The organism is Pseudomonas sp. P4_C8 (genome assembly GCF_056401975.1).
In genome coordinates this window covers 122,669-143,583 of record NZ_JBFUIH010000005.1, presented here as the reverse complement: position 1 = coordinate 143,583, position 20,915 = coordinate 122,669, and the positions used below count along the sequence as shown (strand labels likewise).

Annotated in this window: 20 protein-coding genes; 16 read left to right on the top strand and 4 right to left on the bottom strand. The window is 59.0% G+C overall.

The annotated features are described in order from the left end of the window. Positions 1 to 25 precede the first annotated feature (25 nt). From hscA to AC1DWM_RS04450, 14 genes are all read left to right on the top strand, one after another. On the top strand, positions 26 to 1,888 hold the full coding sequence (hscA, locus tag AC1DWM_RS04515; RefSeq protein WP_477794707.1) for a Fe-S protein assembly chaperone HscA: 1,863 nt from the start codon (positions 26 to 28) through the stop codon (positions 1,886 to 1,888). Positions 1,889 to 1,890: 2 nt separating this feature from the next. Then, the gene (gene fdx / locus AC1DWM_RS04510; RefSeq protein WP_007982752.1) at positions 1,891 to 2,232 is read left to right on the top strand and encodes an ISC system 2Fe-2S type ferredoxin; all 342 of its coding nucleotides are present in this window, start codon (positions 1,891 to 1,893) and stop codon (positions 2,230 to 2,232) included. Positions 2,233 to 2,246: 14 nt separating this feature from the next. Continuing rightward, entirely contained in the window at positions 2,247 to 2,447 is a 201-nt protein-coding gene (gene iscX, locus AC1DWM_RS04505; RefSeq protein WP_223512185.1) for a Fe-S cluster assembly protein IscX, read from the top strand. A gap of 92 nt (positions 2,448 to 2,539) precedes the next feature. After that, a complete protein-coding gene (gene ndk, locus AC1DWM_RS04500) occupies positions 2,540 to 2,965 on the top strand; it encodes a nucleoside-diphosphate kinase (protein ID WP_007916882.1) in 426 nt (141 codons plus the stop codon). 27 nt (positions 2,966 to 2,992) lie between these two features. Further along, positions 2,993 to 4,135: a dual-specificity RNA methyltransferase RlmN gene (gene rlmN / locus AC1DWM_RS04495; RefSeq protein WP_223512184.1), complete on the top strand. Its 1,143-nt coding sequence runs from the start codon at positions 2,993 to 2,995 to the stop codon at positions 4,133 to 4,135. A 17-nt stretch (positions 4,136 to 4,152) separates the two neighbouring features. Further along, entirely contained in the window at positions 4,153 to 4,911 is a 759-nt protein-coding gene (gene pilW, locus AC1DWM_RS04490) for a type IV pilus biogenesis/stability protein PilW (RefSeq protein ID WP_223512183.1), read from the top strand. Beyond that, positions 4,911 to 5,933, top strand: coding sequence for a RodZ domain-containing protein (locus AC1DWM_RS04485; protein WP_477794706.1), 1,023 nt, complete (start codon positions 4,911 to 4,913; stop codon positions 5,931 to 5,933). The genes pilW and AC1DWM_RS04485 overlap by 1 nt, the downstream gene beginning before the upstream one ends. Before the next feature lie 3 nt (positions 5,934 to 5,936). Next, entirely contained in the window at positions 5,937 to 7,046 is a 1,110-nt protein-coding gene (gene ispG, locus AC1DWM_RS04480; protein ID WP_027922758.1) for a flavodoxin-dependent (E)-4-hydroxy-3-methylbut-2-enyl-diphosphate synthase, read from the top strand. Positions 7,047 to 7,083: 37 nt separating this feature from the next. Beyond that, the gene (gene hisS, locus AC1DWM_RS04475) at positions 7,084 to 8,373 is read left to right on the top strand and encodes a histidine--tRNA ligase (protein ID WP_223512181.1); all 1,290 of its coding nucleotides are present in this window, start codon (positions 7,084 to 7,086) and stop codon (positions 8,371 to 8,373) included. A 40-nt stretch (positions 8,374 to 8,413) separates the two neighbouring features. After that, positions 8,414 to 9,055 carry a tetratricopeptide repeat protein gene (locus tag AC1DWM_RS04470; protein ID WP_223512179.1) on the top strand — a complete coding sequence of 214 codons (642 nt, stop codon included), beginning with the start codon at positions 8,414 to 8,416 and terminating at the stop codon, positions 9,053 to 9,055. Then, positions 9,048 to 10,199 (top strand): outer membrane protein assembly factor BamB, encoded by a 1,152-nt coding sequence (gene bamB, locus AC1DWM_RS04465; RefSeq protein WP_477794705.1) that lies wholly within the window; start codon positions 9,048 to 9,050, stop codon positions 10,197 to 10,199. The genes AC1DWM_RS04470 and bamB overlap by 8 nt, the downstream gene beginning before the upstream one ends. 235 nt (positions 10,200 to 10,434) lie before the next feature. Continuing rightward, positions 10,435 to 11,904 carry a ribosome biogenesis GTPase Der gene (der, locus tag AC1DWM_RS04460; protein ID WP_150747938.1) on the top strand — a complete coding sequence of 490 codons (1,470 nt, stop codon included), beginning with the start codon at positions 10,435 to 10,437 and terminating at the stop codon, positions 11,902 to 11,904. Positions 11,905 to 12,137: 233 nt separating this feature from the next. Then, the gene (locus AC1DWM_RS04455; RefSeq protein WP_223512175.1) at positions 12,138 to 13,286 is read left to right on the top strand and encodes a pyridoxal phosphate-dependent aminotransferase; all 1,149 of its coding nucleotides are present in this window, start codon (positions 12,138 to 12,140) and stop codon (positions 13,284 to 13,286) included. After that, positions 13,274 to 14,065, top strand: coding sequence for an amidohydrolase (locus AC1DWM_RS04450; RefSeq protein WP_477794704.1), 792 nt, complete (start codon positions 13,274 to 13,276; stop codon positions 14,063 to 14,065). Before AC1DWM_RS04455 ends, AC1DWM_RS04450 begins: the two co-directional genes overlap by 13 nt. Before the next feature lie 163 nt (positions 14,066 to 14,228). Here the strand turns inward: AC1DWM_RS04450 and leuA are convergent, their stop codons facing one another. Next, positions 14,229 to 15,908: a 2-isopropylmalate synthase gene (gene leuA / locus AC1DWM_RS04445; protein WP_477794703.1), complete on the bottom strand. Its 1,680-nt coding sequence runs from the start codon at positions 15,906 to 15,908 to the stop codon at positions 14,229 to 14,231. A 387-nt stretch (positions 15,909 to 16,295) separates the two neighbouring features. Here leuA and AC1DWM_RS04440 point away from each other — a divergent pair, with 387 nt between their 5' ends. After that, positions 16,296 to 16,652: a hypothetical protein gene (locus tag AC1DWM_RS04440; RefSeq protein ID WP_223512171.1), complete on the top strand. Its 357-nt coding sequence runs from the start codon at positions 16,296 to 16,298 to the stop codon at positions 16,650 to 16,652. Positions 16,653 to 16,771: 119 nt separating this feature from the next. Here the strand turns inward: AC1DWM_RS04440 and AC1DWM_RS04435 are convergent, their stop codons facing one another. The 3 genes from AC1DWM_RS04435 to AC1DWM_RS04425 all read right to left on the bottom strand — a co-directional run bounded on the left by AC1DWM_RS04435 (position 16,772) and on the right by AC1DWM_RS04425 (position 20,038). Beyond that, a complete protein-coding gene (locus tag AC1DWM_RS04435) occupies positions 16,772 to 17,593 on the bottom strand; it encodes a peptidoglycan DD-metalloendopeptidase family protein (RefSeq protein WP_223512170.1) in 822 nt (273 codons plus the stop codon). Positions 17,594 to 17,596: 3 nt separating this feature from the next. After that, positions 17,597 to 18,976 carry an exodeoxyribonuclease VII large subunit gene (gene xseA / locus AC1DWM_RS04430; protein WP_223512169.1) on the bottom strand — a complete coding sequence of 460 codons (1,380 nt, stop codon included), beginning with the start codon at positions 18,974 to 18,976 and terminating at the stop codon, positions 17,597 to 17,599. A gap of 126 nt (positions 18,977 to 19,102) precedes the next feature. Continuing rightward, positions 19,103 to 20,038: a LysR family transcriptional regulator gene (locus tag AC1DWM_RS04425; protein ID WP_477794702.1), complete on the bottom strand. Its 936-nt coding sequence runs from the start codon at positions 20,036 to 20,038 to the stop codon at positions 19,103 to 19,105. A 101-nt stretch (positions 20,039 to 20,139) separates the two neighbouring features. Between AC1DWM_RS04425 and AC1DWM_RS04420 the strand changes: the two genes are divergently transcribed. Continuing rightward, a complete protein-coding gene (locus AC1DWM_RS04420) occupies positions 20,140 to 20,907 on the top strand; it encodes a sulfite exporter TauE/SafE family protein (protein WP_452628033.1) in 768 nt (255 codons plus the stop codon). The last annotated feature ends 8 nt before the right edge of the window (positions 20,908 to 20,915 follow it).

The following is a 20,915-nucleotide window of genomic DNA, read 5'->3' as shown; positions in this document are numbered from 1 at the left end:
GATATACAGATAAGTCCTGATACCAATGGCCCTACTGCAGATCGCCGAACCCGGCCAAAGTCCTCAACCGCACCAGCGTCGTCTGGCTGTGGGGATCGACTTGGGCACTACCAATTCGCTGGTCGCTGCGTTGCGCAGTGGTCTTTCCGAGCCTCTGGCCGACGCTGACGGGCAGGTCATTCTGCCGTCTGCCGTGCGCTATCACGCCGATCGCGTCGAAGTCGGCGAGTCAGCCAAGCTGGCTGCCGCGACCGATCCTTTGAATACGGTGCTGTCGGTCAAGCGCTTGATGGGTCGTGGTCTGTCCGACGTCAAGCAATTGGGTGATCAACTGCCGTACCGCTTTCTGGACGGCGAGTCGCACATGCCGTTCATCGACACCGTTCAGGGGCCGAAAAGCCCGGTCGAAGTCTCCGCCGACATCCTGAAAGTGCTGCGTCAGCGCGCCGAAGCGACGTTGGGTGGTGAGCTGGTCGGTGCGGTGATCACCGTTCCGGCCTATTTCGATGATGCGCAGCGTCAAGCCACCAAGGATGCGGCCAAGCTGGCCGGTCTGAACGTGCTGCGCTTGCTCAATGAGCCGACGGCTGCGGCGGTCGCTTACGGGTTGGATCAGCACGCTGAAGGCTTGGTCGCCATTTATGACCTGGGCGGCGGCACTTTCGATATTTCGATTCTGCGCCTGACGGGCGGTGTGTTTGAGGTCTTGGCTACCGGCGGCGACAGTGCGCTGGGCGGCGATGATTTCGATCATGCGATCGCTGGCTGGATCATCGAGAGCGCCGGTTTGTCCGCCGATCTCGATCCGGGCGCGCAGCGTCAACTACTGCAAACTGCCTGTGCCGCCAAAGAAGCGCTGACCAATGCCTCATCGGTCGAAGTGGCTCATGGCGACTGGAAAGCCGAGCTGACCCGCGAAGCCTTTGAGGCGCTGATCGAGCCGATGGTCGCTCGCAGCCTGAAAGCCTGCCGCCGCGCAGTGCGTGATTCCGGTGTTGAACTGGAAGAAGTGCACGCGGTGGTCATGGTCGGTGGCTCGACTCGCGTGCCTCGCGTTCGCGACGCCGTCGCTGAAGCCTTTGGTCGTCAGCCGCTGACTGAAATCGATCCGGATCAAGTGGTGGCCATCGGTGCCGCGATCCAGGCCGATACGCTGGCTGGTAACAAGCGCGATGGCGATGAACTGCTGTTGCTCGACGTGATTCCGTTGTCCCTGGGGCTGGAAACCATGGGCGGTCTGATGGAGAAGGTGATTCCGCGCAACACCACCATCCCCGTCGCTCGTGCTCAGGACTTCACCACCTACAAAGACGGCCAGTCGGCCATGGCGATCCATGTGTTGCAGGGCGAGCGCGAGCTGATCAGCGACTGCCGCTCCCTGGCGCGCTTTGAATTGCGCGGCATTCCGGCGATGGTGGCCGGTGCGGCGAAGATTCGCGTGACCTTCCAGGTCGATGCCGACGGTCTGCTCAGTGTTTCGGCCCGCGAATTGGGTTCGGGCGTTGAAGCCAGCATTCAGGTCAAGCCGTCCTACGGCCTGACCGACGGCGAAATCGCCAAGATGCTCAAGGATTCGTTCCAGCACGCCAATGACGACAAGGTTGCCCGTGTGCTGCGTGAGCAGCAGGTCGACGCACAACGCCTGATTGAAGCGGTACAGGCTGCTCTGGAGGCTGATGGCGAGCGCTTGCTCGACGCCGAGGAGCGCCTGGTCATCGACATGCAGGTGCAGGAATTGACCGAACTGATGAAAGGTGCTGATGGTTACGCCATCGAGCAGCAGACCAAGCGTCTGTCGCAAGTGACCGATGCCTTTGCTGCCCGCCGCCTGGACTCGACGGTGAAAGCCGCGCTGGCGGGGCGCAACCTGAATGAGATTGAGGAATAACGATGCCGCAGGTCATTTTTCTGCCACACGAGAAGTTTTGCCCGGAAGGCATGGTTGTTGAGGCTGAAACCGGTACGTCCATCCTCGAACTGGCGCATGAGCACCATATCGAGATGGAAAGTGCCTGTGGCGGCGTCTGTGCCTGCACTACCTGTCACTGCATCATCCGCGAAGGTTTCGACTCGCTTGAAGAAGCTGACGAGCTGGAAGAAGACTATCTTGATAAGGCTTGGGGGTTGGAAGCTCAGTCCCGCCTGGGTTGTCAGGCCAAAGTCGGGACTGAAGACCTGACGGTTGAAATTCCGAAATATTCGCTCAACCATGCGGCTGAAGCGGCGCACTGATTCAAGGAAGCGACATGAGTCTGAAATGGGTTGATGTGCTCGAAATCGCGATCCAGTTGGCTGAATCCAGGCCGGATACGGACCCGCGTTATGTGAACTTCGTCGATCTGCACCAATGGGTGCTGGCATTGCCGGAGTTCAGTGATGATCCGACCCGCGGTGGCGAGAAGGTGCTTGAAGCCATTCAGGCCGCCTGGATCGAAGAAGCAGACTGAGTCTGCACCGTACGCAGTTAGGCAATACCCAAGAACCCGCGTATAATTCGCGGGTTTAATTTTTCACAAATTACCGTTTCTGGAGTTACACCATGGCTGTTCAACGTACTTTCTCCATCATCAAGCCTGACGCTGTTGCAAAAAACGTCATCGGCGAGATCACCACTCGTTTCGAAAAAGCAGGCCTGCGCGTTGTAGCTTCGAAACTGAAGCAACTGTCCAAAGCTGAAGCTGAAGGCTTCTACGCTGAGCACAGCGCTCGTGGTTTCTTCGGCGACCTGGTTGCTTTCATGATCTCCGGCCCGGTTGTTGTTCAGGTTCTGGAAGGCGAAAACGCTATCGCTCTGAACCGTGAGCTGATGGGCGCTACCAACCCTAAAGAAGCTGCTGCCGGCACCATCCGCGCTGACTTCGCTGATTCCATCGATGCCAACGCTGTGCACGGTTCGGACTCCGAAGCCGCTGCTGCTCGCGAAATCTCGTACTTCTTCGCAGCTACTGAAGTAACCACTCGCTAAGCATTGCTTAAGAGTGAAGGTGAATCCATGACTACATCGACTGTAAAAACCAACCTGCTGGGTCTGACTCAACAGGAAATGGAAAAATTCTTCGACTCAATCGGGGAGAAGCGTTTCCGTGCCGGTCAGGTAATGAAATGGATTCACCACCTTGGCGTCGATGATTTCGACGCCATGACGAACGTCAGCAAGGCCTTGCGCGACAAGCTCAAGGTTATTGCCGAGGTTCGTGGTCCTGAAGTGGTCAGCGAGGACATTTCCACCGACGGCACCCGTAAGTGGGTGGTGCGTGTGGCGTCCGGCAGCTGCGTCGAGACTGTGTACATTCCCCAGGGCAAACGCGGCACGTTGTGCGTTTCGTCCCAGGCAGGCTGTGCCCTGGATTGCAGTTTCTGCTCCACCGGCAAGCAAGGTTTCAACAGCAACCTCACCGCCGCCGAAGTCATCGGTCAGGTGTGGATTGCCAATAAATCGTTCGGCAGCATCCCGGCGACCGCCGACCGTGCCATCACCAACGTGGTGATGATGGGCATGGGCGAGCCGCTGCTGAACTTCGACAACGTCGTTGCGGCCATGCACCTGATGATGGACGACCTGGGTTATGGCATTTCCAAGCGCCGTGTGACCCTGTCGACCTCCGGCGTGGTGCCGATGATCGATGAGCTGTCCAAGCACATCGACGTCTCGCTGGCGTTGTCGCTGCACGCACCGAATGACGCATTGCGTAACCAATTGGTGCCGATCAACAAGAAGTATCCGCTTAAGATGCTGCTCGAGTCGTGCCAGCGCTATATGTCGTCCCTGGGCGAAAAGCGCGTGCTGACCATTGAGTACACCTTGCTCAAGGACATCAACGACAAGGTTGAACATGCCGTTGAGATGATCGAGTTGCTCAAGAACATCCCGTGCAAGATCAACCTGATTCCGTTCAACCCGTTCCCGCATTCCGGTTATGAGCGCCCGAGCAACAACGCGATTCGCCGGTTTCAGGATCAGCTTCACCATGCAGGCTTCAATGTCACCGTACGCACCACCCGCGGTGAAGACATCGATGCCGCGTGTGGCCAATTGGTAGGGCAGGTGCTGGATCGCACCCGTCGCAGCGAACGTTATATCGCCGTGCGCGAGTTAAGCGCCGAAAACGATATGGCTTCAAACGCCGCGAAATAATTCAAGAGAGGATCTCTATGTCCCTGCGCTTTGCGCTGCTTTTGCTGTGGGCCAGCCTGTGTGCTGGTTGTGTCCTGTCGGGCGATTTCAACCCGATGAAGACCAGCAAGGGCCGTGATGAGGCGCGTGTTGCATACGTGCAACTGGGCTTGGGCTACTTGCAACAAGGTATGACCGAGCGCGCTAAAGTCCCGCTGAAAAAGGCGTTGGAGCTGGATGACTCGGACCCGGATGCCAATGCGGCATTAGGGTTGGTGTTTCAGGCTGAAATGGAGCCTGAACTGGCAGACCAGTATTTTCGCAAGGCGCTGTCCTCCCGCCCCAACGATGCGCGAATCCTGAACAACTACGGCAGTTTCCTGTTCGAAGAAAAACGTTACAAAGAGGCGTACGAGCGCTTTGAACAGGCCGCCGCCGATACGCTGTATCCTGAGCGTTCGCGAGTATTCGAGAACCTGGGCATGACCGCATCAAAGCTGGGTGAGCGTGATCTCGCGCAGCAGCAACTGGAAAAAGCCCTGCGTTTGAATCGCCAACAGCCACGTGCATTACTCGAAATGGCTGAGTTGTCCTTCGAAGACAGGCATTATGTGCCCGCGCGTGACTATTACGATCGTTTTAGCCTGCTGGCCGAGCAAAATGCACGTAGTCTATTGCTCGGCGTTCGGCTGGCAACAGTGTTCGATGATCGCGACAAGGCCGCCAGTGCGGGCCTGCAACTAAAACGACTCTATCCCGGTACCCCGGAATATCAGCAATACCTGTCGGAGCAATGATGAAAGCGGCGCATCCCGAAGTTGTAGCAGCGAATCGCGTTAACCCCGGTGAGACTTTGCGCCAGGCTCGCGAAAGCAATGGCTGGTCGCTGGCCGAAGTGGCCCTCAAGCTCAACCTCACTGTCACCTCCTTGAGCAATCTGGAAGCCGGCGCATTCGACAAGCTGCCTGGGCACACCTTTGCTCGCGGTTATATCCGTGCGTACGCCAAATTGCTGGGCATGGACCAAGCCGTTCTGGTCCAGCAGTTCGACCAATCGACTGGCACCGATTCCCACGGCAGCAGCGTGCACAGCCTGGGTCGTATCGAAGAGCCGGTGCGGGTTTCCCATACGATTTTGCGAATTGTCAGCCTGTTGTTGCTGATCGCGGTCATTGGTGGTGGTTTTGTCTGGTGGCAGGATCAAACCTCGCTGCGCACCAAGGATTTGATCGGTTTGAGCCCGGAACACGTTGAAGTGGAAGGCGCCGACGGCACCACCCAGATCCATCCGCTGGACGAGCCGGAAGACCAGGCTGTCGCGCAAGGTCAGGCTGAAAGCGCTACTCCGCTTGCATTGCCGCAAGCCGAAACCTCCTCTGAAGCACCGGCTGAAGCTGAAGCAACGGCGCCTGCTGTTGCACCGATCGCCCCGACGCCGGTTACCCCGACACACAACGTCGCTCCAGTTGTTGCAGCACCGGCTGCTCCGGCTCCGGCTGTTCCAGTGGTTCCGGCACCGGTGGTGACCGCTCCGGTTGCTCCGGCTTCCGCTCCGGTCGCAACAGCTCCAGTGGCCGGTCAAGGCCAGGTTCAGCTGAAGTTCACCGCCGACTGCTGGACGCAAGTGACCGATGGCGCTGGCAAGGTGCTGTTGAGTGGTCTCAAGCGTAAAGGCGATAGCGTTTCCGTCAGCGGCAAGCCGCCGTTTTCTGTGCGTCTGGGCTTCGCCCGTGGCGCGCAGGTCAGCTACAACGGTCAGGCGGTTGATGTCGCTCCGTTCACCAGTGGCGAGACTGCTCGCCTGAAGTTGGGTCAATAAGTCATGCACGGCGAATCTCCAATCAAACGTCGCGAATCCCGCAAGATCTGGGTCGGTAACGTGCCTGTTGGCGGCGATGCGCCCATCGCTGTGCAGAGCATGACCAACAGCGACACCAATGACGTTGCCGCTACCGTGGCCCAGATCAATCGTCTGGAAGCCGCTGGCGTCGATATCGTGCGCATTTCTGTGCCGGATATGGATGCCGCCGAAGCCTTCGGCAAGATCAAGAAACTGGTCAAAGTGCCGTTGGTGGCTGACATCCACTTCGACTACCGGATCGCCTTGCGCGTAGCCGAGTTGGGTGTTGACTGCCTGCGGATCAATCCGGGCAATATCGGTCGTGAAGACCGTGTACGCGCGGTGGTCGATGCCGCCCGTGATCGCGGGATTCCGATCCGCATCGGCGTCAACGCCGGCTCCCTGGAAAAAGACCTGCAAAAGAAGTACGGCGAGCCCACCCCGGCTGCGCTGGTCGAGTCTGCCCTGCGTCACGTCGAGCACCTCGAACGCCTGAATTTCCAGGATTTCAAGGTCAGCGTGAAGGCCTCCGACGTGTTCATGGCCGTCGAAGCCTACCGCCTGCTGGCCAAGGAAATCGTCCAGCCTCTGCATTTGGGTATCACCGAAGCGGGTGGTTTGCGTTCAGGCACAGTGAAATCCGCCGTGGGCCTCGGTATGCTGCTCGCCGAAGGGATTGGCGATACTATTCGCATCTCGTTGGCGGCTGACCCGGTCGAGGAAGTGAAAGTCGGCTACGACATTCTCAAATCCCTGCATCTGCGTTCCCGTGGCATCAACTTCATCGCCTGCCCGAGCTGCTCGCGGCAGAACTTCGATGTGGTCAAAACCATGAACGAGCTGGAAGGGCGCCTTGAAGACCTGCTGGTGCCGCTGGATGTCGCGGTCATCGGATGCGTGGTCAACGGGCCGGGTGAAGCCAAGGAAGCCCATATCGGCTTGACCGGCGGCACGCCAAACCTGATTTACATCGACGGCAAGCCGTCGCAGAAACTGACGAATGACAATCTGGTGGATGAGCTTGAACGCTTGATCCGCCAGAAAGCGGCCGAAAAGGTCGAAGCTGACGCTGCCGTTATTGCGCGTGGCTGAGCCTGACTAAAGAGCCGAACGAATTTAAGGATTTATTGTGAGCAAGTCTTTGCAAGCCATTCGTGGCATGAACGATATCCTGCCCGAACAGACTCCCCTGTGGCGTCATTTCGAGGGCACTGTTTCGCGTCTGCTGGATAACTACGGTTACAAGCAGATCCGCATGCCGATCGTCGAGTTCACCGAGCTGTTCAAGCGCTCCATCGGTGAAGTGACCGACATCGTCGAAAAAGAGATGTACACCTTCGACGACCGCAACGGCGACTCCCTGACCCTGCGTCCTGAAGGCACGGCAGCCTGCGTGCGTGCGGTGCTTGAGCACGGCATCACCGGCGGTGGCCAGGTGCAAAAACTCTGGTACATCGGTCCGATGTTCCGCCACGAGCGTCCACAGAAAGGCCGTTATCGCCAGTTCCATCAGATCGGTGTCGAGGTGTTCAACCTCGACGGTCCGGACATCGATGCCGAGCTGATCGTGCTGACCTGGCGCCTGTGGGGCGAGCTGGGCATCCGTGATGCGGTCAAGCTCGAACTCAACAGCCTGGGCACTGCGGAGTCGCGCGGTCGCTATCGTGAAGCGCTGGTCGAGTTCCTGTCCGCGCATCTGGACAAGCTGGACGAAGACAGCCAGCGCCGTCTGAAAACCAACCCGCTGCGAGTTCTGGATACCAAGAACGCCGACACGCAAGCCATCCTGGTGGACGCGCCGAAAATGGCCGACTACCTGGATGATGAGTCCCGCGTGCACTTCGAGGGCCTGAAGGCTCGTCTGGACGCCGCCGGCATTCCTTATGTAATCAACCCGAAGCTGGTTCGCGGGCTGGATTACTACAGCAAGACCGTTTTCGAATGGGTCACCGACAAGTTGGGCGCCCAGGGCACCGTGTGTGCCGGTGGTCGTTACGACGGTCTGGTCGAGCAGATGGGCGGCAAGCCGACCACGGGCGTTGGTTTCGCCATGGGTATCGAACGCTTGGTGCTGTTGCTTGAAACCCTGGAGCAGATCCCGGAAGAAATCTCCCGTCAGGTCGACGTCTACCTCTGCGCCTTCGGTGAAGCGGCGGAGCTGGCGGGCCTGACCCTGAGCGAACGTGTCCGTGATCAATTGCCCAACCTGCGCCTGCAAGTCAATGCCGGCGCCGGCAGCTTCAAAAGCCAGTTCAAGAAGGCCGACAAGAGCGGTGCGCTGTATGCACTGATCCTCGGTGACGATGAGATGGCCCAGCAAGTGGTAGGTTTCAAACCCCTGCGTGGCCAGGGCGAACAACAAAGTATTGCCTGGGATGCGCTTGCTGCACACCTGGCCACCTGCGTCGTGCAGGGTTGAAGCTGTCAAACAGCCGATTTAGCGATTAAGGAGTATTGGGGTGTCGAGTACCGAAGACGAACATCTGGCGGATTTGAAGGACTGGTGGTCACGCAACGGCAAGCCCTTGGTCACTGGCGGCCTGTTGGCGCTGGTCATCGTGTTCGGCTGGCAAGCCTTTCACAAGTATCAGAGCAATCAGTCGCAGGGCGCCTCGATGCTCTATCAGCAATTGCTCGAAACCACGCTGACGCCTGACGGCAAGCCTGACGCAGCCCGTGTTGCCGACCTGGCCGGCAAGCTCAACAGCGAGTTCGCCGGTAGCGCATACGCTCAGTACGGTAGCCTGTTCGTGGCGAAAGTCGCGGTCGACAGCGCCAAGCTGGACGACGCAGTCACCGAGCTGAAAGCCATTGTCGCCAAACCGGCCAACCCGGCACTGGGCGAAATTGCCCGTCAGCGCCTGGCGCAGGTACTGGCCGCGCAGAACAAGGCCGATGAAGCCTTGAAACTGCTCGAAGGCGATGCCGACAAAGCATTCCTGGCCACTCGCGAAGAACTTAAAGGCGACCTGCTGGTGCAGTTGGGTCGTACCGACGAAGCGAACAAGGCGTATCAAAAAGCCAAGGCCGCCCTGTCGGATGAAGCGGCGGTCGGCGGCCTGCAAATCAAGCTGGATGATCTGGCCAAAGGGGATGCGTGACGTGATTCGTTGGAAGCATGCAGCATTGCTGGCCCTGGCCATTTTGGCCGCGGGTTGCAGCAGCAACAGCAAAAAGGAATTGCCACCTGCCGAGCTGGTCGACTTCAAAGAAGAAGTGGTTCTGCAAAAGCAGTGGAGTCGTTCGATCGGTGACGGTCAGGGTAAATCCTACAACATGCTGGTACCGGCGATTGATGGCGAAACCATCTATGCTGGCGACGTCACTGGCGTGGTGATGGCGATGAATCGCAGCAATGGCGACGTCAAATGGAAGAAAGATCTCGACCTGCCTGTTTCCGGCGCTGTTGGAGTAGGTTTCGGTCTGGTCATGATCGGTACGCTCCAGGGCGAAATCGTTGCCATGGACGCGATCAACGGTGAAGAGAAATGGCGCGCTCGCGTGAACAGTGAAGTTCTCGCACCGCCGGCCACCAACGGTGACGTGGTGGTGGTTCAAACTCAGGACGACCGTCTGATCGGTCTGGATGCCGCGACTGGCAACCAGCGCTGGTTGTATGACAGCACCCCTGCGGTCCTGACGCTGCGCGGCACCAGTGCGCCGATCGTGACCAACCGTTTAGCGGTAGCAGGCCTGTCGACCGGTAAAGTGGTCGCTCTCAATGTCTCCAACGGCGTGCCGGTGTGGGAACAACGTGTAGCGATCCCACAGGGTCGTTCGGAGCTGGAGCGTGTGGTCGACATCGACGGCGGCTTGCTGCTGTCCGGCGGTACGCTGTACGTCGCCAGCTATCAGGGCCGTCTTGCGGCACTGGACCTGGAAAGCGGGCGTCAGCTCTGGCAGCGTGATGCTTCCAGCTATGCTGGCGTCGCCCAGGGGTTTGGCAACGTTTACGTGAGCCTGGCTTCGGGCACCGTTGAAGGCGTCGACGAACGTTCCACCTCTGCGTTGTGGAGCAATGATTCGCTGGCCCGCCGTCAACTGTCGGCTCCGGAAGTGTTCTCCAGCTACGTTGCAGTCGGCGATATGGAAGGCTACTTGCACCTGCTGAGTCAGGTGGACGGTCGTTTCGTCGGCCGCGAACGCATCGACAGCGACGGCCTGCGTGCCCGTCCGCTGGTGGTGGGTGACACGATTTATGTATATGGCAACAGCGGCAAACTGGAAGCCCTGACCATTAAGTAACAACTATGCTTGGGGTTTACACCCCAGGCAGCTTCACTTGTGGGTATGAATGTGGGAGCGAGCCTGCTCGCGATGGACGTCAACGATAACGTTTGCGGCCTGAATGAATGCGGTGCCTTTGCGTTTATCGCGAGCAGGCTCGCTCCCACAAAAACAGCCACGGTGATGCCCCGAGCACCAGCCGCTGCCTCGCAGCGGCTTTTGTATTTTCTGAAATAACGAAGTGGAGAGCCGCATGGTTCCCGTAATCGCCCTGGTGGGCCGACCGAACGTCGGCAAGTCCACCTTGTTCAACCGCCTGACCAGGACTCGTGACGCCATCGTCGGCGACTTGTCCGGTCTGACCCGTGATCGCCAATACGGTGAGGCCAAGTGGCAAGGGCGTTCCTACATTCTGGTCGACACCGGCGGTATCTCCGGTGACGAGCACGGTATGGACGAAAAAATGGCCGAGCAGTCGCTGCTGGCCATTGAAGAAGCCGATGTCGTTCTGTTCCTGGTAGATGCCAAGGCTGGCTTCACCGCCGCCGACCAGATGATCGCCGAGCATTTGCGCAAACGTAACAAGCGTTCTTACGTGGTTGCCAACAAGGTCGACAACATCGACCCTGAAATGGCCCGCGCTGAATTCGCCCCGTTGGGCATGGGCCACGCGATCCCTATCGCTGGTGCTCATGGTCGTGGCATCACCCAGATGCTGGAAATCGCCCTGAGCGATTTCCCGAAAGACGACGAAGAGCCGGAAGACGGCGAAGAAGAGATCGTTGCCGAAGGTGAGGAAGCCAAGCGCATTCCTGGCCCAAGCGAAAAAGACGGTATCAAGATCGCTATCATCGGTCGCCCGAACGTCGGCAAGTCGACCCTGGTCAACCGCATGCTCGGTGAAGACCGGGTCATCGTGTATGACCAGCCAGGTACGACCCGCGACAGTATCTACATCCCGTTCGAGCGTAACGACGAGAAGTACACGCTGATCGACACCGCCGGTGTGCGCAAGCGCGGCAAGATCCACGAAGAAGTTGAAAAGTTCTCCGTGGTCAAAACCCTGCAGGCGATCAAAGACGCCAACGTGGTGATCTTCGTCATGGACGCGCGCGAAGGCGTGGTGGACCACGACCTCAACCTGCTGGGCTTCGCCATTGAGTCGGGTCGTGCGCTGGTTATCGCGATCAACAAGTGGGACGGCATGACGCCGAGCGAGCGCGACTTCGTGAAGGTCGAGTTGCAACGTCGACTGTTCTTCGTTGACTACGCCGACATCCACTTTATCTCGGCTCTGCACGGCACGGGCGTGGGTAACCTTTACGCCTCGGTACAGAACTCGTTCAAGTCCGCCGTGACCCGCTGGCCAACCAACCGCCTGACCCAGATTCTGGAAGATGCGGTCGGTGAGCACGCGCCGCCGATGGTCAACAACCGCCGGATCAAACTGCGTTATGCCCACTTGGGTGGCGCGAACCCGCCGATCATCGTGATTCACGGTAACCAGATCGAGAAGGTGCCGAAGTCTTACGTCCGGTATCTGGAAAACACTTACCGTCGTGTCTTGAAGCTGGTCGGTACGCCGATCCGCATCGAGTTCAAGGGCGGCGAGAACCCGTACGAAGGCAACAAGAACTCGCTTACAGACCGTCAGGTCAACAAGAAGCGTCGCATGATGTCGCACCACAAGAAAGCCGATAAAAAGCGCCGCGACAAGCGCTGATCCACGTCTGCCGTAGATCGTTCCCACGCTCCTGCGTGGGAATGCATCCCGTGACGCTCTGCGTCACAACAGCGGTGGACGCGGAGCGTCCATGGCGGCATTCCCACGCAGAGCGTGGGAACGATCAAGCAAAAAGGGTCCTGTTCGGGACCCTTTTTTGTGCCTGAAGGTTTGAGCTTGACCGCTTGCAGCTTGTCGCTTGAAACTTGCAGCTCACCTGCAAGGGGCTACCGATGATCACCAGTAAGCTGCCGAATGTCGGCATCACTATCTTCACTCAGATGTCTCAACTCGCGGCACAAACCGGGGCAATCAACCTGTCCCAGGGTTTTCCCGATTTCGATGCCCCGCAGGCCCTTTGCGATGCGGTTGGCCGGCACATCGCCAATGGCCATAACCAATATTCGCCAATGACTGGCCTGCCTGCTTTGCGTCAGCAAGTGGCGGCTAAAATCGCTCGCAGTTATGGCGTCAATGTCGACGCCGACCACGAAGTGACCATCACTCCTGGCGCCACGCAGGCGATCTTCTGCGCGATTCAGGCGGTTATCCACAGCGGCGACGAAGTCATCGTGTTCGACCCCTGTTACGACAGTTATGAACCGTCGGTGGAACTGGCCGGCGGACGTTGCGTGCATGTGCAACTCGGGCTGAATGATTTTTCCATAGACTTCCAGAAGCTGGCCGAGGCGATAACGCCGCGCACGCGGATGATCGTTCTCAACTCACCGCACAACCCGAGTGGCGCGTTGATCAGCCGTGCGGAGCTGGATCAGTTGGCGGATTTGATTCGCGGTCGCGACATCTATCTGGTCAGTGACGAAGTCTATGAACACCTGGTGTTCGATGGCGTGCCTCACGTCAGTGTGCTGAATCACGAAGAGTTGTATCAGCGCGCTTTCGTGGTCAGTTCCTTCGGTAAGACTTACCACGTCACGGGCTGGAAAACCGGCTACGTGGTCGCACCGCCGGCGCTCACTGCCGAGTTGCGCAAGGTTCATCAATACGTCAGTTTCTGCGGTGTGACACCGCTGCAATTTGCCTTGGCCGACTTCATGGCCGAGCACCCGGAGCATGTCGAAGAGTTGCCAGATTTCTATCAAGCCAAGCGTGATCTGTTCTGTGATCTGCTGACGCCGTCGCGGTTCAGTTTCACTCGCGTGACCGGTACTTATTTCCAGTTGGTCGATTACTCGCAGATTCGCCCGGACCTTAATGACGTCGAGATGGCGCTGTGGATGACCCGCGAACATGGCGTGGCGAGTATTCCGATCTCGGTGTTCTACCAGGCCCCACCCGCAGGCCAGCGCCTGGTGCGCTTGTGCTTCGCCAAACGCGAGGAGACCCTGCGTGAAGCAGCGGCAAAACTATGCGTGATCTGAGTGCACTGCCCAACCTGAATGTTGCGCTGATCCAGACCACGCTGGCCTGGCACGACCGGAAGGCCAACCTGGAGCATTTCGAACAGTTGCTGGAGCAGGCTCGCGGTGCGGACCTGATCATCCTGCCTGAGATGTTCACCACCGGTTTCTCCATGGAATCGCAAACCCTGGCGGAGTCGGAGAACGGTCCGACCAGCAAGTGGTTGCGCGTTCAGGCGGCGAAGCTCGACGCGGTGATCACCGGTAGCATCATCGTTCAGGCCGCTGACGGCAGTCATCGCAATCGCCTGCTGTGGGCGCGTCCGGAAGGGGAGGTCTGGCACTACGACAAACGTCATCTGTTCCGCATGGCCGGCGAGCATAACCACTTCACGCCGGGCGAGCGTCAGGTGCAGTTCGAACTCAAGGGCTGGCGCGTGCGGCCACTGATTTGCTACGACCTGCGTTTCCCGGTCTGGAGCCGCGATGCCCAGGACACTGACTTGCTGCTTTACACCGCCAACTGGCCCGGTGCACGCCGCCAGCACTGGAACCGTTTGCTGCCTGCGCGGGCCATCGAGAACCTTTGTTATGTGGCGGCGGTGAATCGCATTGGCACGGACGGTAAAGGTTTTGCTTACACCGGCGACAGTCAGGTGCTGGATTTTCAGGGGGAGACCTTGCTCAGTGCAGGCGAGGCCGATGGGGTGTTTCAGGTGGTACTGAACGCTGCGGATCTACAGGCATATCGCACGCGGTTTCCGGCTAATCTGGACGCTGATACGTTTGAGTTCACGTAACCGATCGTTCCCACGCTCTGCGTGAGAATGCAGCCCGTGACGCTCCGCGTCACTGGACGCGGAGCGTCCCTAGAGGCATTCCCACGCGGAGCGTGGGAACGAGCAGACAAACAAAAAGGCCCCAAGGTTCGCACCTCGGGGCCTTTTATATTTCAGCGAACACTTACGCCGCTTTCGCTTCCGGCTGGCTCAGCGAGCGGTTCAGTGCGCTGAACAGGGCCTTGAAGCTGGCAGTGGTGATGTTTTCATCAATACCGACGCCATGCACCGCACGCTCACCGTTCACGCGCAGTTCGATGTAGGCCGCTGCCTTGGCATTGGTGCCCGCGCCGATGGCGTGTTCGTTGTAGTCCATGATCTCCACCGGGATCGGCAGGCCGGCCACCAGGGCTTCCAGCGCACCATTGCCCTTGCCGCGCCAGTGCAGGTTGGTTTCGCCCTGACCTTTGCTGGAGACTTCCACTTCCACGGAGCTGTGACCGTTTTCTTCCTGCAGGCGATGGCTGACCAGCGCGTACGGGGTGTTGGCCTGCAAGTACTCGCTGTGCAGCAGCGCGTGGATTTGCTGAGCGGTCATTTCCAGGCCCAGGCGATCGGTTTCACGCTGCACCACCTGGCTGAATTCGATCTGCATGCGACGTGGCAAGTTGATGCCGTATTCCTGTTCCAGCAGATAAGCGATACCGCCCTTGCCCGACTGGCTGTTGACGCGGATGACCGCTTCGTAGCTGCGACCGATATCGGCCGGGTCGATTGGCAAGTACGGCACTTCCCACAGCGCATCCGGCTTCTGCTGGGCGAAGCCCTTGCGGATGGCATCCTGGTGGGAGCCGGAGAACGCGGTGTGGACCAGGTCGCCAACGTACGGGTGACGTGGGTGCACCTGGATCTGGTTGCACTCTTCGACGACCTTGCGCACGCCGTCGATGTCGGAGAAGTCCAGCTCAGGGTGAACGCCCTGGGTGTAGAGGTTCAGTGCCACGGTCACGAGGTCGACGTTACCGGTACGCTCGCCGTTGCCGAACAGGCAGCCTTCGACACGGTCGGCGCCGGCCATCAGGCCCAACTCGGTGGCGGCTACACCGGTGCCACGGTCGTTGTGGGTGTGCAGGCTGATAATCACGCTGTCACGACGGTTGATGTGACGGCCGAACCATTCGATCTGGTCGGCGTAGATGTTCGGGGTGGCGCATTCGACGGTCGCAGGCAAGTTGAGGATCATCTTGTGCTCAGGCGTCGGGTTCCAGACCTCGATCACGGCATCGCAGACTTCTTTGGCGAAATCCAGTTCAGTGGCGCTGAAAGTCTCTGGCGAGTACTCAAAGGTCCACTGGGTTTCAGGCTGCATGGCGGCGTATTTGACGAACAGCTTGGCCGCGCTCACAGCGATTTCCTTGACCCCGTCCTTGTCCTGATTGAAGACAATCCGGCGGAAAGAAGGGGAGGTCGCGTTGTACAGGTGAACGATGGCTTTCTTCGCGCCGCGCAGGGATTCGAAGGTGCGCTCGATCAAGTCTTCACGGCCCTGGGTCAGCACCTGAATGGTGGTGTCGTCCGGGATGTGGTTGCCTTCGATCAGGGTACGCACGAAGTCGAAGTCGGTTTGCGAAGCGGCCGGGAACGAGGCTTCGATTTCCTTCACACCGACGGACACCAGGGTTTTCCAGAAACGCAATTTCTTGACCGCGTCCATTGGCTCGATCAGCGACTGGTTGCCATCACGAAGGTCGGAGCTGCACCAGATCGGCGCGGCAGTGATGGTCTTCGACGGCCAGGTGCGATCCGGGATGTCGATGGTCGGGAACGCGCGGTATTTCGAAGACGGATCTTTGAGCATGCTCATCGGGGGAATCCTTATTGTGTGGGCCGAAAAAAGGCGGCCTGCCGGTGGATCAAATGTTCTTGGGGAAAAGCGTGGAGCGAGGCACCGCAAATTCAGCCCGGCAGTCGTGCGCTGACGAGGCACAGGCTGCGGTGCTGGCGAAGCTGAATGAGGGTGTGAGAGGTTTTCATGCCTTCAACCCTAACCGCGGGGGGAAAGGATGGCAAGCAGTCGAAAAAAATTGAGAGGAATACCCTGAAAGTCGATTTTATCGAGATTTAATTGCTGTGGGTGGCGGCGATTGTTGTGATGATTGCGCGAGGTTTGGGCTGTGCGCAATTTGAGGTTTGCGGCGACGACTCCCTGAGCACAGCTATGCTTAAAGCCTGAACACGGCAGGAGTTGGACATGAACGAGTCGGACTGGAAGCGGTATAGCGCGTTGCGTCCCTTGGCTCATGAGCGGATGTGCATCCGGATCATGGAAGAGGTCGAGCGCATGGTGCTGGATAAAAGCCTGGCGCCTTACGAGCGGATTGAAGCCACTGAAGAGCTGCTTCAGTCCAGGCAAAAGGAGCTGTATTGGGCGTTTGGTGTGTTCAGGTTTTCACGGCATGAGGCTCGGTCGCACTTGCTTGGGCTGTGCGCGCGGGAGTTGATCACGTCTGAAGAGTTGGCGGGGTTCTCGGCGGAGACTCAGGAGTGGATCAAGCATTGTCTGGCGGACCGGGAAGCTCATGGAATTGAGGATCTTGAGGCTGAATAGGTGGCGTCTGTTATGCCGCCATCGCGAGCAGGCTCACTCCTACAGTTGATCTATGGTGTACACAAATCCAATGTAGGAGTGAGCCTGCTCGCGATGAGGCCGATAGCCTCAACAACGATTTATGGTTGAAACGCCCCGATAAAAATCGCCGGATCCACCCGCGCATCATTCAGGCTGATATTCCAGTGCATGTGCGGTCCGGTCGCACGGCCCGTCGCCCCCACTTTCCCGACCACCCCGCCACGCGCCAGTTGCTGCCCGACCTTCACGTCGATTTTCGACATATGGCAGAACATGCTGATAAAGCCTTGCCCGTGATCGACAAACACCGTGTTGCCGTTGAAGAAGTAGTTGCCGATCAGAATCACCTTGCCCGCCGCCGGCGTCTTGATCGGCGTACCGGCAGGCACCGCGAAGTCCAGGCCGGCATGCGGATTGCGCTCTTCACCGTTAAAGAAGCGACGCACACCAAACTTGCTCGACAGTGGCCCGTTGACCGGTTTGTCCAGCAAGAGGTTGCTCGGGGTGTTCGGGCTGAAGCTACGGTAAGCCTGGATCTGTTCGGCCAGTTCGCCTTCGATGCGCTTGAGGTTGTCCGGATTCGGATTGACCTGCTGCGTATTTTTCAAGGTGATGTGCTGTTCCGGGTACTTCTTGTTGCCGACGGTGAAACTCAGGTTACGACCGCCGCTGCTGAGCTGTTGAGTGCCCGGTTTGACCGTCAAGGGCACGCCGACAATCGCCAGCCAGTTGCTCTGTTCCTTGACCACCAAAACCGGTTTGCCTTGATAGCTGGCTTTCGGCGCTTGGGCGGAGGCGCCCAGATCCACCACAGCCACACCGCCCGGCACCGGTTTGTTCAACAGGCGTGTGATGTAGCTATCGGCGTGGGCATTGAAGGTCAGGCATAGCAACAGCAGCGGAGCTAAAAAACGCGGCATGGATCAATCCAGTAAAGAAAGGGTGACAGGCGTCAGGTGATTGTCTTCGACCCGCACTTGCAGTTCGCCGTTGCCGAGTTTGGCCTTGAGGCGCTGACCGTTGTGGGTTTGTTCGGCGCTGCGGATCGCGTTGCCGCGTTCGTCCAGCAGAATGCTGTAGCCACGGGCCAGTGTCGCCAGCGGGCTGACCACTTGTAGCGTCTGCACCTGACTTTGCAATTGCAGGCGCCGCGACTTGAGGCCTTCGCGGATGGCACGGGGCAGGCGTTCGGCGAGGCTGTCGAGGCGCTGGCGGAGCATCGCCAATTGTCGGCCGGGATGTTGCCCGGCGAGACGGGTTTCCAAACGAATCAAGCGCTCGCGACGGGTATTGAGGCTGCGTTCGAACGCGCGGCGCATGCGCATGTCCAGGTCATCCAGGCGCTGAGCTTGCTGACGCAGGCGTTCGCCGGGATGACGCAAGCGGCGGGAGATGCCCTCCAGACGCAGCCGGTCGCGCATCAAACGGTCGCGCATGCGCATCACCAGGCGGCGATGCAGGCTTTCGACCCGACGCACCAGATCGCTGGAATCCGGCGCGAGCAGTTCGGCGGCGGCGGACGGTGTCGGGGCGCGGACGTCGGCCACAAAGTCACTGATCGACACGTCGGTTTCGTGGCCAACGGCGCTGACAATCGGCGTGACGCAGGCATCGACCGCACGGGCCACCGCTTCTTCGTTGAAGCACCAGAGGTCTTCCAGCGAGCCGCCACCACGGGCCAGGATCAGCGCGTCGAAGCCACGGGCGTCCGCCAGTTTCAGCGCGCGGACAATCTGCGCGGTGGCTTCGCGACCTTGCACGGCCGTGGGGATCAGCGTCAGCTGGATCTGCGGTGCACGGCGACGGAACACGCTGATAATGTCGCGAATCACCGCGCCGGTCGGCGAGCTGATGATGCCGATGCGTTGCGGATGCGCCGGCAGCGGCACTTTGCGCTCGGCGCTGAACAGGCCTTCGGCGCTGAGTTTTTCTTTCAAGGCATCGAAGGCCAGGCGCAGCGCGCCATCACCGGCCGGTTCCACTGTGTCGAGGATCAGCTGATAGTCGCCGCGTCCCTCGAACAGCGAAACCTTGCCCCGGACTTTGACGGCCAGGCCATCCTTCAACGCCTGACGCACCCGTGCCGCGTTTTGCCGAAACAGCGCGCAACGCACTTGGGCGCCGCTGTCCTTAAGGGTGAAATACACGTGGCCGGACGCCGGGCGGGCGAGGTTGGATATTTCGCCTTCGACCCAGATATTGCTGAACACGTCTTCGAGCAACACCCGCGCGCGGCCGTTGAGCTGGCTGACAGTCAGGACTTCACGGTCCAGGCCGAGTCTTGCAAAGGGATCTTTAATCATGGGGCGCAGTTTAAAGGCATTCGGCGCCCAATCTCCATGCATCAACAAAAATCCCCTGTAGGAGTGAGCCGGCTCCGGGCGGCGTTCCGACGATAGCGGTGTATCAGTCGACAACAGTATTGAATGCTAAACCGCTATCGTCGGAACGCCGCCCGGAGCCGGCTCACTCCCACAGGTTTTAGTGAAAGTCTGGAGGAAGTGGTGAATCAGCGGTGTTGGATTCTGGCGATAGGCAAGGGCGACGATGCTCTGGCAGTCGGGATCGGCCAGCGGAAGAAATCGCACTCCGGTGGGGGCAATGTCTTGCATCGACTCAGGTAGCAGGGCGATGCCGAATCCAGCCTGGATCAGTTGCAACTGTGTGGTCTTGCGCGACATCACCCGCGCCGCTTTAGGAAAGAAGCCCTGACGCATGCACAGGTCGGCACATAGATAGCTCAGGCCGCCGCGCTGTGGGTGCGGGATAGAGATAAACGCTTCGTCCTTTAATTGCGCGAGATCTACAGGCGCAGACTCATTCTGCGTCAGGCGATGATCGGCCGGCACCGCCAGCAGCAACCGCTCGGTGAACAGCGGCACAATCTGAATGCCTTCCCGTTGACGCAGCACCGGCAGACGTAGCAATCCAAGGTCGAGACGACCCTCGGCCAGTTCATCCAGTTGCACTTGCGAGGACAATTTCCCGATATCCAGCGACACGCCCGGATGTTGCTCAAGATAGGCGCTGACATCAACCAGCAAGCGTCCACTGATCGGTACAGTGCTGGAGTGGCTCAGGCGCAGAGTGCCGAGCTGGCCATTGCCGACTTCGGTGGCCATGGCGCAGGCCTTGCTCAGTTCATTGAGCAGATTTCTCGCTCGCGGCAAGAATGCTTCGCCCGCTGCGGTAAGTCGGGGCTGGCGTGCGGTGCGTTCGAACAGCGGCGTTTGCAGTCGAGTTTCCATGTCCTTGATCTGCCGGCTCAACGCCGACTGAGCAATGAACAAACGTTCGGCCGCAGCGCTGAAACTGCCGCACTCAGCGATTTCCACGAAGTAACGCAATTGGCGAGTTGAAAGCACGAGGTATGCCTTTTAGAGATGAGTTGGCGACTTTGATGATATTAGTCGCAACGCTTGGTGCTGGCTAAAGTCATCTCTGGTATTCAAGGAAAGCCCTGCAAATGAATGTTCTTGAGTTGTTGCACCAATGGCCCTTCGGCACAACGGATTGGCTGGTGATCGGGCTGGGCATCGCCCTGGCTTATATCGTGTTCGGCATCGCTGGTTTCGGTACGGCGCTGGTGGCGGGGCCGATTCTGATCCTCTTCATGCCGCTGTCGAAGATCGTGCCATTGCTGGTGTTGCTGGATTTTGTCGCGGCGTTCGGCAATTTGCTGCCCTCGCGACGTGATGTGGCGAAACCCGAGTTGCTGCGGTTACTGCCTTGCATGGCGGTGGGTTGCACGCTGGGGGTGATCTTTCTGCTGAACCTGAAATCCGATGTGTTGCTGCTGTTGATGGGGCTGTTTATCAGCGCGTATGCGGTTTACAGCCTGTGGGTCAAAACCCGTCCGACGCAGTTATCCGCCGGTTGGGCGGTGCCGATGGGCACGGTGGGCGGGATGTTCGGGGCGTTGTTTGGCAGTGGCGGCTTTTTATATGCGATCTATTTGAACAGTCGCCTGCCCAAAGAGGCGGCCCGCGCGACGCAGAGTGCGCTGATCAGTTGCAGCACGGTGGTGCGCTTGAGCCTGTTTGCCGTCGCAGGTGTATATGCCGAGCTACCCTTGTTGGTGTTGGCGCTGTGTTTGTTGCCGGCCATGGCCTTGGGCCTGTGGATCGGGCGGCGGTTGACCATGAGATTGTCCCGCGAGGCGTTTGTGCGGCTGGTGACCTGGTTGGTGCTGGCCAGCGGGATTGCCTTGATCGGGCGTTACTTGAGTACTTGACCAGAGTT

Excerpts from the sequence above, each read along its gene's own strand:
- hscA (WP_477794707.1), top strand. The coding sequence starts at position 26 with ATGGCCCTACTGCAGATCGCCGAACCCGGCCAAAGTCCTCAACCGCAC.
- fdx (WP_007982752.1), top strand. The coding sequence starts at position 1,891 with ATGCCGCAGGTCATTTTTCTGCCACACGAGAAGTTTTGCCCGGAAGGC.
- iscX (WP_223512185.1), top strand. The coding sequence starts at position 2,247 with ATGAGTCTGAAATGGGTTGATGTGCTCGAAATCGCGATCCAGTTGGCT.
- ndk (WP_007916882.1), top strand. The coding sequence starts at position 2,540 with ATGGCTGTTCAACGTACTTTCTCCATCATCAAGCCTGACGCTGTTGCA.
- rlmN (WP_223512184.1), top strand. The coding sequence starts at position 2,993 with ATGACTACATCGACTGTAAAAACCAACCTGCTGGGTCTGACTCAACAG.
- pilW (WP_223512183.1), top strand. The coding sequence starts at position 4,153 with ATGTCCCTGCGCTTTGCGCTGCTTTTGCTGTGGGCCAGCCTGTGTGCT.
- AC1DWM_RS04485 (WP_477794706.1), top strand. The coding sequence starts at position 4,911 with ATGAAAGCGGCGCATCCCGAAGTTGTAGCAGCGAATCGCGTTAACCCC.
- ispG (WP_027922758.1), top strand. The coding sequence starts at position 5,937 with ATGCACGGCGAATCTCCAATCAAACGTCGCGAATCCCGCAAGATCTGG.
- bamB (WP_477794705.1), top strand. The coding sequence starts at position 9,048 with ATGCGTGACGTGATTCGTTGGAAGCATGCAGCATTGCTGGCCCTGGCC.
- der (WP_150747938.1), top strand. The coding sequence starts at position 10,435 with ATGGTTCCCGTAATCGCCCTGGTGGGCCGACCGAACGTCGGCAAGTCC.
- AC1DWM_RS04455 (WP_223512175.1), top strand. The coding sequence starts at position 12,138 with ATGATCACCAGTAAGCTGCCGAATGTCGGCATCACTATCTTCACTCAG.
- AC1DWM_RS04450 (WP_477794704.1), top strand. The coding sequence starts at position 13,274 with ATGCGTGATCTGAGTGCACTGCCCAACCTGAATGTTGCGCTGATCCAG.
- leuA (WP_477794703.1), bottom strand. The coding sequence starts at position 15,908 with ATGAGCATGCTCAAAGATCCGTCTTCGAAATACCGCGCGTTCCCGACC.
- AC1DWM_RS04440 (WP_223512171.1), top strand. The coding sequence starts at position 16,296 with ATGAACGAGTCGGACTGGAAGCGGTATAGCGCGTTGCGTCCCTTGGCT.
- AC1DWM_RS04435 (WP_223512170.1), bottom strand. The coding sequence starts at position 17,593 with ATGCCGCGTTTTTTAGCTCCGCTGCTGTTGCTATGCCTGACCTTCAAT.
- xseA (WP_223512169.1), bottom strand. The coding sequence starts at position 18,976 with ATGATTAAAGATCCCTTTGCAAGACTCGGCCTGGACCGTGAAGTCCTG.
- AC1DWM_RS04420 (WP_452628033.1), top strand. The coding sequence starts at position 20,140 with ATGAATGTTCTTGAGTTGTTGCACCAATGGCCCTTCGGCACAACGGAT.